This window comes from Prevotella herbatica (assembly GCF_017347605.1).
In the GTDB taxonomy this organism is placed as follows: Bacteria; Bacteroidota; Bacteroidia; order Bacteroidales; family Bacteroidaceae; genus Prevotella; species Prevotella herbatica.
Map to the genome: position 1 here is coordinate 106,497 of NZ_AP024484.1, position 12,755 is coordinate 119,251.

Here is a 12,755-nt window from a genome sequence, read left to right on the forward strand (position 1 = left end):
ATACAAAAAAACGGGAGAAAGAATCTCCCGTTTTGGTATTTAATAGAACTTGAAATAGTTTCGAGCGTTATTATAAGAAATGTCCTCAACCATGCGAGCCAAAGTTTCTTTATCATTTGGAAGAAGTCCCTTCTCAACATCGTTTCCAAGCAGATTACATAATAATCTACGGAAATATTCGTGGCGTGGATAGCTCAAGAATGAGCGGCTATCTGTAAGCATACCTACAAAACGACTAAGCAAGCCCAATACAGAAAGTGCGTTCATCTGCTTTGTCATACCATCAAGCTGATCATTGAACCACCAACCTGAACCAAACTGGATCTTACCAGGACATGAACCGTCTTGGAAGTTACCAAGCATTGTTGCGATAACCTCATTTGCACAAGGATTAAGACAATATATAATTGTACGTGTAAGCTTGCCATTTAGATTCAACTCATTAAGGAAATGACTCATTGCATGAGCTGTTGTAAATTCACCGATAGAATCAAAACCTGTATCAGCACCAAGCTTATTATACATAGATGTATTGTTATCACGGATAGCACCATAATGATATTGCTGAGTCCAGTCAGCAGCATAGTCCATCTCTGCACAAATCTTCAAGAACGCATGCTTGTACTGGCGTATCTCCATAGCGCTAAGTTGCTGGCCACGAAGAGATTTCTCAAATATAGTTTCAATCTGACTGTCTGTGTATGGTTCATCATAGAATTCCTCAATACCATGATCTGAAAGTTTGCATCCATTCTCAGTAAAGAAGTCATGACGCTTCTGAAGAGCATCGACCATATCAGCAAACTTATTAATTGCAACACCGCTAACCTGAGCAAGAGTATTTACGTAATCAGCAAAATCAGGCTTTTCGATATTCATAGCCTTGTCAGGACGCCATGCAGGAATCATCTTGATTTCAAACCCGCTCTCACGTGTCTGCTTGTGATAACGCAAGTCATCAACAGGATCATCAGTTGTGCATACACATTCTACATTGTAATGACGCATCAAGCCACGAGCACTATACTCTGGCAATTTCAACTTTTCATTGCACTCATCATAAATCTCACGAGCAGTAGCAGGACTTAATATTTTGTCAATACCAAAAGCTGTCTTGAGTTCAAGATGTGTCCAATGATAAAGAGGATTACGGAATGTATAAGGTACAGTTTCTGCCCATTTTTCAAATTTCTCCCAGTCACTAGTATCCTCACCAGTGCAGTATTTTTCATCTACACCATTTGTACGCATAGCACGCCATTTGTAATGGTCGCCACCAAGCCAAAGTTCTGTAATACTGCGGAATTTGTGATCATTAGCAACCATCTCAGGATTAAGATGACAATGGTAGTCAATAATTGGCATTTTAGCCGCATGATTGTGGAAAAGCTCCTGTGCTGTTTCTGTCTCCAACAGGAAATTTTCATCCATAAACTGTTTCATAATCGATTTTTATATTTGATTTATTTGTTTTCTAGATATTGTTTTCTATGCAAATATAGTGTATTTTTTTGGAACTACGAGAAATTTAAACTATATTTGCATTGTTTTTTACGTAAACGATGTCGTACATTATGGATAATAACAATAATAAGAATCATACGGGAAAAGTTCTCCTCATCTATACAGGTGGCACAATTGGCATGGGAAGAAACACTTTAACAAAAGCATTAGAGCCATTGAATTTCAATCATTTAATAAGCAATATGCCAGAGTTTAAATACCTATCTGTCGGCATAGATGTTTATCAGTTTGAAGAGCCAATCGATTCCAGCGACATGAATCCCAGACTATGGGCTCATCTTGTTAGAACTATCAGTACAAAATATGATGAATACGACGGTTTCGTTATACTTCATGGAACAGATACCATGGCCTACACGGCATCTGCACTTTCATTCATGTTGGAAAATCTTACCAAGCCTGTAATTCTCACTGGTAGTCAGCTACCAATAGGACAAATGCGGACAGACGGAAAGGAAAACCTCGTGACAAGTATAGAATTGGCATCAGCACAAAACAAAGAGGGTAATGCTCTTATTCCTGAAGTTTGCATTTATTTTAGTGGCAGACTACTAAGAGGAAATCGATCTACAAAACAAAACGCAGATGGATTTAATGCCTTCGACTCATTTAACTACCCTCACCTATGCGAAGCCGGTGTAAAATTCACATTTGCAAAGCATCACATGCTGAAACCTGACTATTCAAAAACAATGATTCCACATTTTGACATGAACCCAAACGTCATGGTTTTTTCATTATTTCCAGGTATTCAGGCTAATATCTTCGGACACGTTCTTGATGCCCCTGAATTGAAAGGTGTGGTAATGCGTAGTTTCGGAAGTGGAAATGCGCCACAACAGCCATGGCTTATGCGACTACTAAAGGATGCATCAGAAAGAGGTGTTACGATTGTAAACATAAGCCAGTGCGGTGCAGGATTTGTGGAAATGAGCAGATACGACAATGGATATCAGTTAAAGGACACTGGAGTAATAAGTGGACACGACAGTACTGTTGAAGCTGCCGTTACAAAACTTATGTATCTACATGGACAATATGATGATACAGAGCAAATAAGAGAATTGATGTGCAAATCTCTTGCAGGAGAAATAAGTATCTGATAAATTATACTATCACACGTGTCTTGTGATAGTTTTCACGGAACTCGGAAGGAGAACACTCCTTTTTCTTTTTAAAGATACGATTGAAATTGCTCAGATTATTAAAACCACAATTAAAACTTATCTCAGATATACTTCGAGCTGTATCGACAAGCATTCGTGAAGCATATCCCAAACGAATATCAATAATATATTCACTAAGATTACGTCCTGTGTGTAGCTTAAAGAACCTACTAAAAGCACTAGGACTCATGCCAGCCATATCAGCAAGTGTGGAAAGACGAATCTCATCCATATAATTCTTACTGATGTAATTCTTTACCTTTAAAATTCTACGACTATCATCTTCTACAACAATTTTTGCAAAACTTGAAGATGCCAAAGTCCTAGCTCCTTCGCATTTTGACAACTCATATAGAACAGTCATAAACTGCATTACTGCATAAAATCCATCCTTAATCTGACTAAGAGTATCAAGTTGTGTATATACTTTCATGATTGCACTTAAAGGAAAGCAAAGTCCCTTCTTTGCTTCGATCATCATCTTGCGCATGCTCATAAAAGGATTACGACCGAAGATATTCTCATTGGTCATATTAAAATCGAACTGTATCGTAACCTCACGAATATCATCACTTGTACATTCGTGCTGCTCCCATACATGCTCCAAATCAGGACTTGTAATCAAGACTAAATCATAATCACCAATGACCTCAGAAGAGTCGCCAACAATTCTTTTCACACCCTTTGCACGCTCAACAAAATTTAATTCATAAACTTCATGACTGTGTATTGGATATGTAAACTCCTTCTTATGTCGATCTGCTATATAAAGCACATCCTTACCCATAAGAGGTGTTATCTCATGAATGACTCTTCTTTCTTCACTCATATATTTGATTTTAGTTATTCTAAATACGCAAATCCTTGAGTATTTCAGACATTTTCTGCTTTGTCTTAATTGTAGTTGGAACAAGTGGCAATCGCAACTCATTCTCAATCATTCCCATATCATTGAGCAAAGCCTTACATCCAGCTGGATTACCGTCTACAAACAGCAGTGAATATAATTCGGTAAACATGTGATGGATTTTACGTGCTGGTTCGTATTCGCCTTTGAATTCAAGCCTTATCATTCTACTGAATTCCTTAGGAAGAGCATTACCGATAACAGAAATAACACCGGCAGCTCCGCTCGCTATCATTGAAAATGTCAAAGCATCATCACCGCTGATAACATCAAAATTATCAGGTTTGTTCTTGATTATTTCATCAACCTGTTCTAGACTTCCGCTAGCTTCCTTAACACCAACAACATTAGGGAAATCTTTTGCTATTCTGACAGTGGTTGCAGCAGTCATGTTGACACCTGTTCTACCAGGAACGTTATAAAGAACTATCGGCAGAGGACTAACCTCGGCAATAGCTTTAAAATGCTGATACAAACCTTCTTGTGATGGTTTGTTGTAATAAGGGCAAATGCTCAATATTCCATCAATACCACTCCAGTCTGTTGTTTTTATTTCGTCAACAACAGCAGCAGTATTGTTACCACCACAATATTTAAGAATAGGAATACGGCCGTTTACTATTTGCTTTATGAAAACAGTTATTTCATCTCTTTCAGCTTTAGTAAGGCATGGAGCCTCTCCTGTTGTAGCCAAAATGCATAGAAAATCAGCTCCATTATCAAGCTGAAATTCCACAAGACGCTTAAGTGATTTATAATCCACCTCTCCGTCTGTCGTGAAAGGAGTTATCAGGGCTATGCCTAAGCCCTTAAAGATGTTACGTGCCATATTACTATTAATTAACTTTCGATCTTGTGCACAAAGTTACATGTTTTACATCAATTTGCAAAAGAAATTTATGAAATAATTTCAAAAAGGCATTATTTGCAATTTTTATTCTACTTTGATCCTATGTATAGGAATATCATACCAAGAAGAACAAGGGCAAGATCGAAAGCTTTAGCCTTAAGATTCTTTTCATGAAACAAAGCCGCACCAAACAAGAAACTTACGATAACACTACCACGCCGTACCATACTCACGATTGATATCATTGCACCTGGCATGCTCAACGCATAGAAATAAACGAAATCAGCCGCACTCAAAAATAATGATATAAATATAACAGACCAATCCCAATGGAATGGGGTTGTTTTCTTATGACTAGGCCACCAGAGAAAGATTAGCATTGCACCCATCATTGCCATTTGATAAATATTATACCAGCTCTGAACGAGCATACGATCTAAGCCTACTCCACCATCTGCAGGACTAGCCATAAGATATTTATCATATAGTCCACTCACAGCTCCTAACATAGCCGCTAAGACTAGAAAATAGATCCACTTATCGTGTTTAAAGTCTATGCCTTCCTTTTTACCACTTTTACTGAGCATAACAAAAGACATCACTGCCAAAGCTACACCTATCCATTGCCAAAGATTTAACCGTTCTCCAAAAACAAGTAAAGCACCGACAAGAACCATTACAGGTCGAGTTGCATTGATAGGACCAACGATTGTCAGTGGTAAATGCTTCATCGCAAAATATCCGAATATCCAACTAGAAAGAACGATACAACTTTTAAGAATTATATACCGATGAACTTCCCAACCACCTTGAGTTACATAAAAAAGACTTCCATCAAGAATGTGTGTTGACGAAGAAAGGATTATAAACGGAATAAAAATCAGGGACGAAAACAATGTATTCAAAAACAAAACCGGAATAACAGCGTTATCATGAAGTGCTTTCTTCTTAAATGAATCGTAAAAACCCAGCAAAGCTGCTGACAAAAATGCTAATATTAACCACATGTACTAAAATATAAATTATGTATTATGCACCAAGCATATACCTTCTAATATTCAATATCCTCTAAAAACAATGCATTACCAGGCATACTCTCACCTGCATCACTTCTATTTCCATTATCAAGAATATCTTTAAACTCGTCAAGCGTAATCTTATGACGCCCCAGTAATATCAACGTGCCAACGGTCGCTCTGACCATATTTCTTAAAAACCTATTGGCTGTTATCGTAAAATACCAAGAATACTCTGATGTCTGAACCCACTTGCATTCTTTAACATGACAAATTGTTGTCTTATTATCAGCTCCTGTCTTACAGAAAGCAGCAAAATCCTCATGTTCTACGATTATCTGGGCAGCAGCATTCATTAAATCAAAATCCAACTCATAATGAGTTTCTAAAGAATAATGGCGCAAGAAAGGATCCTTTCTTACATGCAGATAATAATGATACGTACGCCATTTTGCTGAAAAGCGTGCGTGCATTTCATTGTCAACAGGTTCAACTTTATAGACACCGATATCACGAGGAAGAAGACGATTTAACCTAAACGCCAATTGAGCACCATCGATTACTTTATCATAATCAAAATGAGCAACCATCATTCTTGCATGTACACCAGTATCAGTACGACCAGCACCAACTACCTCTATATTCTGTCTCAATATCTTTGAGAGAGAATCCTGTAACCTTTCCTGAACAGAAATTCCATTAGGCTGAATCTGCCAACCATGGTATCCTGTACCGTCATAGCTAAAATATATGAAATATCTCTGCATCAATATTAATTCTTTGGTGCAAAAGCCTCCTTAAAAGCCTGTCTGTGAAATTTATCCTCAGCCTTTAATATTTCAAGCACTTTGCCTGCAGGTAATATCTTAAAAAAACTATTATGATATTTCTGCTGTATCTTCTTTATTTCAATATCTATAGAGTCTATTCTGCGAATAGCCTTCTCTGACATAACATTATCATTAATATCTGTATGACGGAGACGTCGCATTTCATTAAAATACGCTCTTATCTTACTCTGCATCTCCCTGTAAACAGGAAAAAACCGTTCTGCTTCCTGTGGTGTAAGCCCAGCCTTTGTTGTTATAAATTGTTCCAATGAAGCCTCGAAACGTTCAGGGTCAAACTTGGGGCGAGAATTTTCAGGAGTATCAGCCATAGCTGGAATAGCCAAAAACATCACTGATAAAAATACCATTACATAATACTTCATAATAAACACCTTTTTATTTACTTATTATCCACCAAAGAGGCATAAATATCCTCATTATCCATCATTGTGTAATCAGCCATTTGATCAAAGCTAGCCTTACTTTGGTCTAAATTCTCTTTTTGTGGCATAGATGCTCTATCATATGAGTTAATCACATTGAATTTCCCAATATAGGTATAAATACCAATCGTTAATGTTACGGCAATAACTGCAGCGGCAATACCACCACGCAAACGCGAACTCCATAGTTTTGGACGCAATTCTACAATTCCGGTTTTATGGGATTTGTCTGGCAACTTAGTCATTAGCTGTCTGGTAAAGTCTTCAAAATAGCCATCAGGCACTTTAAAAGGTTCAACTTTACCAAATCGCTTTATTAGCTTTTCCTCATCTTTATCCATAATTTGCGTTTTTGTTATATTACATGTTTGACGAATCGTTATACGGAAAGTTTAATCGTGAAGTTTAAAAAATTCCGCTATTTTCTTAACCGCCAAATGATAACTAGCTTTCAATGCGCCTTCACTGGTACCTAGAATTTGACTCATCTCACTATATTTCATTTCATCATAATACCTTAAACAGAACACAGAACGCTGTACATCTGGCAAATGTGATATTGCCTCCTGTAGATGCGCTTGTATTTTGTCTCCATCAAAATATTCATCAGCAAGCAGCTTTGATGCTAATCCTTCATTCTGATCTGTACTAATATTATTGTTATTCTTTTGCGAGCGAATGAAATCAAGGCTTTCATTGATAGCTATACGATAAAGCCAAGTATATAGACTTGCCTTATTCTGAAAGTTATCAATCTTATTCCAAGCCTTTATAAATGTGTTTTGTAGAATATCATTAGCATCATCATGATCTGCAACGATATGCCGAATTTTCCAATAAAGGGGTTGACTGTAGTGTTCTACAATCATTGAAAAAGCTTGCCTACAGGTTTGCTCATTCTTCAGTTCCTTTAATATTTCGCTTTCGTTGTATTTCATTTTGTTAATGCCCCAGATAATTTTTCAATGTGGAGAAAATAACTTTATCATAACCATAAACGTCACTGAATGATTTGATATTGCCTTCTATGTCTGGATAAAGAGTAAAATAAGTGATAAACAACGGAATTTTAGGAGTCACATTAACCGTACTTATTATGCGAGAATGATTCAAGGTATCTTTCTTTAGTCCAGAGTTATCATTTCTTTTATCTTCAGTTGAAACGATACTCTCTCCTCCAATTTGAGCAGTCATCGAATATTTTATCTTACTTGTAATGGCTTCGTTCTTATCATTCAACATAAATACCGCAAGAGAAAAAGGTTTCTGAACACGTACACAACCATGACTGACGCCACGATCTTCCTGCGAGAAAACTCCATGTTGATCGGTATCATGAATAAACACACTAAAACTATTATTGAATCTAAAGATTATTCTTCCTAAAGAATTACCAACACCACCTGCCTGTACAACAAGATAATCACTGCTATTCAGCATTTCTTTAGTAACTTTATCAAAACTTATCTTCTTACCAGTTTTTCGTTCCCTAACAAAGAATCGATGACTTTCAAAATAAGAACGGTTTCCTATGCGATTTATAATACTCTTTTTTATAATGCTGCGCGGAACTATCCATTGCGGATTAATATCCATACGCATTATTGCACTAGTAAGCAATGGTGTCTTCGTTTCAAAAGAACCACACCCTATTCTCATTTCAAGATATTTCTTACCGTCAACAGCCCTCAAGTGAAATGAAGGAATATTAACTAACACATACTTATCATGCAAATCAGGATAGTCTTTTAATCTCCAACGACATCTTTCCATATTGCATAATATTTTGATTCTCTGAGATTTAGAATGAGTATCCTTCAGCTTTTCATAAAATGTCCAATACAATTTATTCTTTGGCTGAATATCTTTCAAAAATTCTGCAACACTATCAACCCCAATCTTTCTCATAGCTGTTGCATAAAATACCCTATTAGGTTTTTCCATTGGTATATCAAACAACTTACGATATGTAACAACGGTAGAATCTCCATCATACGGATCTAATCTATTCAATTCATATGAGGGATTGAAATATCCAAACCGCTGACCTATAACATAACGTAGATAAGCCTTTGTTAGATTATACTCCAATCTTGCCATAACCCTATTTATAGAATTATGCGATGTGTCAAAATCAAGTTCGCGAGCTCTTTTTAAATCACGCTCTATCTGCCCATATCTGAACTTATTCCTGCTAAATCCCATTTCATTAACCCTGCGGATATAGTTAAGAAGAATATCAGCACGATTATCTACACCACTACGGTCTATCCACAAGAAGCCACCTTTATTTGAGTAATATCCCTTAAGATGAGTATCAGCAGCCATGGAATCATTGTCTGCATTTATCATCACATCAAGGTATGCTCTAATCCGATGTGAATTAAGTGCATAAGCTGAAGTGCCCAACTTATCAAAGTCAGACAAAGTCAAATTAATATTTGGATTTGTGGTTTTCTCTCTACATGAAAACATGCAAAAGATAATAATTACCGAAAGAAAAAGGCACAATTTTATCTTGAATACTCTCAAAACTCAGTTATTATATAAATATTATTTTACTGAAATCTTTTTCACTAACTTCCCCACCTTAACGATATAGCATCCTCGTGGCAAGTCCAGACTAAACCGTTTATCAGTACTATCTATGTTTTCTGTAACCACCAAGATTCCAGTAACATTGAATATTTGCAATTTAAGTCCTTCACCACCAGTGACTCGCAAGTTATTCTGCGCAAAATAGATATTTATATCATTAAACTCAGCGATCTGCTCTATTTGACTTGTATTACTTGCCAGCAATGGAGTTGACAAAGCACTGAATGCTATTAACAAGATAAATATATAATACCAATGTTTTGCCATTTTGTTTTTTGAAATTGATTCCGTATTAAAAAATAATACATGCAATGTCTCTCACGCTTTTTATCACATAATTAAAACATAGTGCATACATTAATATCCAGACAAAGGTAATCTTTTTACAGACACAGTACAACAACTCAAATAGGAAAATATTACTATCTTAACAATATTTAGGATATCAAACATCAAAGACCATTCCCTCATTTGTAAGGAAACTATTTGCAAATATACTTTTTGCCTCATCAAGTAAACAGCTTTCATCCTCATAACGAGCGCTAAAATGTCCAAGAAGCAATTTTCCAACTCCTGCAGCTTTAGCTACATGAGCAGCTTGCTCTGCAGTTGAATGATAATACAAATTAGCACGACTTTCATTATCTTTTGCATAAGTACTTTCATGATAAAGCATATCTACATTCTCCAAACTCTTATAAAGATTTGGAATATACTTTGTATCACTACAATAAGCGTAAGAACGTGCCTTATCAGCTGGCTTTGTCAATTTTTCATTTGGAATTATTTTTCCATCTTGATCAGTCCAATCTGCTCCCTCTTTAATGTTGTTAATTTGGCTTATTGGTATATTATAGCAGTTCATCATCTCCCTGTCTATATGCCTGCTACCCTCTTTTTCTCGGAACAAATAGCCACAAGTTGGTACACGATGTTGCAAAGGAATAGTCTCAACAATAAGGCTCCTATCTTCATAAACAACAGCCTTCTTAGTTGTATCGACTGAATGAAACTCAACTTTAAATTCAAGTCCTTGACAAAAAAAGTTTATCTGATTTTGAAGTATCTCGCCTAGTTCTGCAGGTGCATAAACATGGAGTGTAGCCACACGACCAAGCATACCAAAAGTACTTATCATACCAATAAGTCCAAAGCAGTGGTCACCGTGCAAATGAGAGATGAACACTGCCTGAATTTTGGTGAATCTTATTTTACTTCTACGCAACTGCATTTGTGTTCCCTCACCACAATCAATCATAAACAGTTTACCTCTTATCTCGACAACTTGTGATGAAGCATAATGTCTCATTGTCGGCAAGGCTGATCCACAGCCTAATATATGGATTTTAAATGGTTGCATATTTACGATCCAACTTATTTCAGACGCTTATAGACAAAGATACCATCTTTATTCTCAAGATAAAGAGAGTCAGCACCCAGATTATTTATAGCAAAAGTATCTTTATTAAGCAACAACTTACCATTCCATATTTTCCATTCTGTCCAAGGATTTGTCTCAGCCTTCACATGGCTCTTTACAATTCCACCTTCCAATATTTCGAAATTGCGGTCTATACTTGTCCAGTTTCCTTGAAGAGTTGTTATGTTTAAAACTATCGTTGCATAATTGTCGTTATCCACTTTATGTCCGATAACAGCCAATCTATCACCAACTAAAAGCCCTCCGAGAACACTGGCGGAGTCTGCTCCCTCATCCATAAGAATATAGTTAATCGTGTCTCCACCATCAGTAATAAGTTCAAGACTGTGCATAGCAGTACCTTCGCCACACACACCATAAACAGTAGTATCAGCTGCAGCTTTACACACAACAGTGTCTTTATCGTTTAACTGCGCGCTTTTCTTTCCTTTACTATTGCATCCTATCATTGAAAGGATAGCTATCATCATAAAAGAAACATAAAATATTTTTTTCATATCATCAATAATATTTATTATCTATCAAATTTTTTAGCCTCGTTCCAAAGTTTATCCATATCTTCCAGAGTAAGGTCTTTCAAATCCTTTCCCATTTCCTTGCATTTGCTTTCAACATATCCAAAACGATTTATAAACTTTTGGTTAGTCAATTCCAATGCATTATCGGGATTTAGATGATATAGGCGTGCTGCATTAATTATGCTAAAAATGAAATCTCCCAATTCGCGTGTAGAATTTTCTACATCCTCCTTGTTTAATTCAACTTCCAACTCACCAAATTCTTCACGCACCTTATCCCAAACATCTTCCTTATGTTTCCAGTCAAAACCTACATTACGGGCCTTATCTTGTATTCTGTAAGCCTTTATTAAAGAAGGTAGAGCTGCCGGAACACCAGAAAGTACTGTTTTATTTCCATCTTTTTCTTTTTGCTTCATCTGCTCCCATGTCATTTCCACCTCAGAAGAATCAATCGGAGCTTCAGCTAATTCTGATTTCGGATCACCTTCCCACCCTGTCCAATCAATAAAAGAATGACGAAACATTAGTTTATGTCTAAGCTTGTCGCAAACATCAGTAATGTCAAAACTTTCTTTTTCTTCCCCCAACAATGCATAAAACACAACATGTTCCATTACATCGCCAAGTTCTTTACATATTTCCTTATCATCACATTTCATCAATGCGTCACAAAGTTCATATACCTCCTCTATAGTATTAGGTCGCAGACTTTCATTAGTTTGTTTCCTATCCCATGGACATTCGTTTCTCAATCTGTCCTGTACGTCAAGCAGGCGACCAAAAGCCTGCATCTTTTCTTCTTTTGTATGATGTTTAAATGAATTCATAGCACAAATATATGAATAATAAATTAAATCGCAAAACTTTCTATCGACAACTTTGTTAAGAGGCACTTTACACATAATTATATAGAGAATGTTACATGAATCTGTATTTTTTATATTATCAGGAAAATGGGGTTAATATAATAATGTCAAAAGCCCTTTATTTATTTGAGGGTGAACTAATAACATTAAGTGATATCATCAGATAATAAGGGACTTTAAATTTTAAAACTCGCAGCTTTATAGCTTTATTAAAAAAAAGCCGCATTGTATCCCAACTTATGTAAACAGATAATCTATACTAAGTGGTTATATAAAGCAACTAAAAAAACATGATTATAAAAGCTGAGAAACAAATTAATAAGAAATACTATCATTCAGAATAACAAGAAAAACTGTCATATTTTAGTTTAAATGTGTACTTTTTGCCCAATAATGCAAAATTAATATAATTTTTAGTGTTTTTCTTTGCTACAAATTTTGATATTTAAAAAAAAGAATGTAACTTTGACCCCATAAACAACACGAGTTTATATTAGATATTATTTGAGTGTGAGTTTTTCGCTATTTCATATTGCGGTTAATTCTATTCCGAATCGACATCATTATTCGCTCCGATGTTAATAGAGAATTAG

General features: G+C 35.9%; 14 protein-coding genes. 1 reads left to right on the forward strand and 13 read right to left on the reverse strand.

What is annotated here, in order from left to right; translation table 11 throughout:
* Positions 1 to 39 precede the first annotated feature (39 nt).
* Positions 40 to 1,443: a glucuronate isomerase gene (gene uxaC / locus prwr041_RS00425; protein WP_207154387.1), complete on the reverse strand. Its 1,404-nt coding sequence runs from the start codon at positions 1,441 to 1,443 to the stop codon at positions 40 to 42.
* 131 nt (positions 1,444 to 1,574) lie between these two features.
* Between uxaC and prwr041_RS00430 the strand changes: the two genes are divergently transcribed.
* Positions 1,575 to 2,627, forward strand: coding sequence for an asparaginase (locus prwr041_RS00430; protein ID WP_207154388.1), 1,053 nt, complete (start codon positions 1,575 to 1,577; stop codon positions 2,625 to 2,627).
* A gap of 4 nt (positions 2,628 to 2,631) precedes the next feature.
* Here prwr041_RS00430 and prwr041_RS00435 read toward each other — a convergent pair whose 3' ends face one another.
* The 12 genes from prwr041_RS00435 to mazG form a co-directional block, all read right to left on the reverse strand.
* Positions 2,632 to 3,519 (reverse strand): AraC family transcriptional regulator, encoded by an 888-nt coding sequence (locus prwr041_RS00435; protein ID WP_207154389.1) that lies wholly within the window; start codon positions 3,517 to 3,519, stop codon positions 2,632 to 2,634.
* A 19-nt stretch (positions 3,520 to 3,538) separates the two neighbouring features.
* Entirely contained in the window at positions 3,539 to 4,426 is an 888-nt protein-coding gene (gene dapA / locus prwr041_RS00440; RefSeq protein WP_207154390.1) for a 4-hydroxy-tetrahydrodipicolinate synthase, read from the reverse strand.
* A gap of 110 nt (positions 4,427 to 4,536) precedes the next feature.
* Positions 4,537 to 5,454 carry a DMT family transporter gene (locus tag prwr041_RS00445; RefSeq protein WP_207154391.1) on the reverse strand — a complete coding sequence of 306 codons (918 nt, stop codon included), beginning with the start codon at positions 5,452 to 5,454 and terminating at the stop codon, positions 4,537 to 4,539.
* Positions 5,455 to 5,498: 44 nt separating this feature from the next.
* Entirely contained in the window at positions 5,499 to 6,230 is a 732-nt protein-coding gene (truA, locus tag prwr041_RS00450) for a tRNA pseudouridine(38-40) synthase TruA (protein WP_207154392.1), read from the reverse strand.
* A 5-nt stretch (positions 6,231 to 6,235) separates the two neighbouring features.
* Positions 6,236 to 6,676 (reverse strand): hypothetical protein, encoded by a 441-nt coding sequence (locus prwr041_RS00455; RefSeq protein WP_207154393.1) that lies wholly within the window; start codon positions 6,674 to 6,676, stop codon positions 6,236 to 6,238.
* Between the two features lie 17 nt (positions 6,677 to 6,693).
* A complete protein-coding gene (locus tag prwr041_RS00460) occupies positions 6,694 to 7,077 on the reverse strand; it encodes a hypothetical protein (protein ID WP_207154394.1) in 384 nt (127 codons plus the stop codon).
* 51 nt (positions 7,078 to 7,128) lie between these two features.
* Positions 7,129 to 7,674: an RNA polymerase sigma factor gene (locus prwr041_RS00465; protein WP_207154395.1), complete on the reverse strand. Its 546-nt coding sequence runs from the start codon at positions 7,672 to 7,674 to the stop codon at positions 7,129 to 7,131.
* Between the two features lie 4 nt (positions 7,675 to 7,678).
* Positions 7,679 to 9,211 (reverse strand): L,D-transpeptidase family protein, encoded by a 1,533-nt coding sequence (locus tag prwr041_RS00470; protein WP_207154396.1) that lies wholly within the window; start codon positions 9,209 to 9,211, stop codon positions 7,679 to 7,681.
* 78 nt (positions 9,212 to 9,289) lie between these two features.
* Complete coding sequence (locus tag prwr041_RS00475; RefSeq protein ID WP_207154397.1) at positions 9,290 to 9,601, reverse strand: T9SS type A sorting domain-containing protein; 312 nt, start codon at positions 9,599 to 9,601, stop codon at positions 9,290 to 9,292.
* A 178-nt stretch (positions 9,602 to 9,779) separates the two neighbouring features.
* The gene (locus tag prwr041_RS00480) at positions 9,780 to 10,694 is read right to left on the reverse strand and encodes a ribonuclease Z (protein ID WP_207154398.1); all 915 of its coding nucleotides are present in this window, start codon (positions 10,692 to 10,694) and stop codon (positions 9,780 to 9,782) included.
* Between the two features lie 14 nt (positions 10,695 to 10,708).
* Positions 10,709 to 11,272, reverse strand: coding sequence for a lipocalin-like domain-containing protein (locus tag prwr041_RS00485; protein WP_207154399.1), 564 nt, complete (start codon positions 11,270 to 11,272; stop codon positions 10,709 to 10,711).
* Positions 11,273 to 11,289: 17 nt separating this feature from the next.
* Positions 11,290 to 12,123: a nucleoside triphosphate pyrophosphohydrolase gene (mazG, locus tag prwr041_RS00490; protein ID WP_207154400.1), complete on the reverse strand. Its 834-nt coding sequence runs from the start codon at positions 12,121 to 12,123 to the stop codon at positions 11,290 to 11,292.
* Positions 12,124 to 12,755 lie beyond the last annotated feature (632 nt).

Bases quoted from the DNA above. Each gene is read 5' to 3' on its own strand.
- prwr041_RS00485 (WP_207154399.1), bottom strand. From the start codon at position 11,272: ATGAAAAAAATATTTTATGTTTCTTTTATGATGATAGCTATCCTTTCA.
- truA (WP_207154392.1), bottom strand. From the start codon at position 6,230: ATGCAGAGATATTTCATATATTTTAGCTATGACGGTACAGGATACCAT.
- mazG (WP_207154400.1), bottom strand. From the start codon at position 12,123: ATGAATTCATTTAAACATCATACAAAAGAAGAAAAGATGCAGGCTTTT.
- prwr041_RS00455 (WP_207154393.1), bottom strand. From the start codon at position 6,676: ATGAAGTATTATGTAATGGTATTTTTATCAGTGATGTTTTTGGCTATT.
- prwr041_RS00460 (WP_207154394.1), bottom strand. From the start codon at position 7,077: ATGGATAAAGATGAGGAAAAGCTAATAAAGCGATTTGGTAAAGTTGAA.
- dapA (WP_207154390.1), bottom strand. From the start codon at position 4,426: ATGGCACGTAACATCTTTAAGGGCTTAGGCATAGCCCTGATAACTCCT.
- prwr041_RS00445 (WP_207154391.1), bottom strand. From the start codon at position 5,454: ATGTGGTTAATATTAGCATTTTTGTCAGCAGCTTTGCTGGGTTTTTAC.
- prwr041_RS00435 (WP_207154389.1), bottom strand. From the start codon at position 3,519: ATGAGTGAAGAAAGAAGAGTCATTCATGAGATAACACCTCTTATGGGT.
- prwr041_RS00475 (WP_207154397.1), bottom strand. From the start codon at position 9,601: ATGGCAAAACATTGGTATTATATATTTATCTTGTTAATAGCATTCAGT.
- prwr041_RS00465 (WP_207154395.1), bottom strand. From the start codon at position 7,674: ATGAAATACAACGAAAGCGAAATATTAAAGGAACTGAAGAATGAGCAA.
- uxaC (WP_207154387.1), bottom strand. From the start codon at position 1,443: ATGAAACAGTTTATGGATGAAAATTTCCTGTTGGAGACAGAAACAGCA.
- prwr041_RS00470 (WP_207154396.1), bottom strand. From the start codon at position 9,211: ATGTTTTCATGTAGAGAGAAAACCACAAATCCAAATATTAATTTGACT.
- prwr041_RS00480 (WP_207154398.1), bottom strand. From the start codon at position 10,694: ATGCAACCATTTAAAATCCATATATTAGGCTGTGGATCAGCCTTGCCG.
- prwr041_RS00430 (WP_207154388.1), top strand. From the start codon at position 1,575: ATGGATAATAACAATAATAAGAATCATACGGGAAAAGTTCTCCTCATC.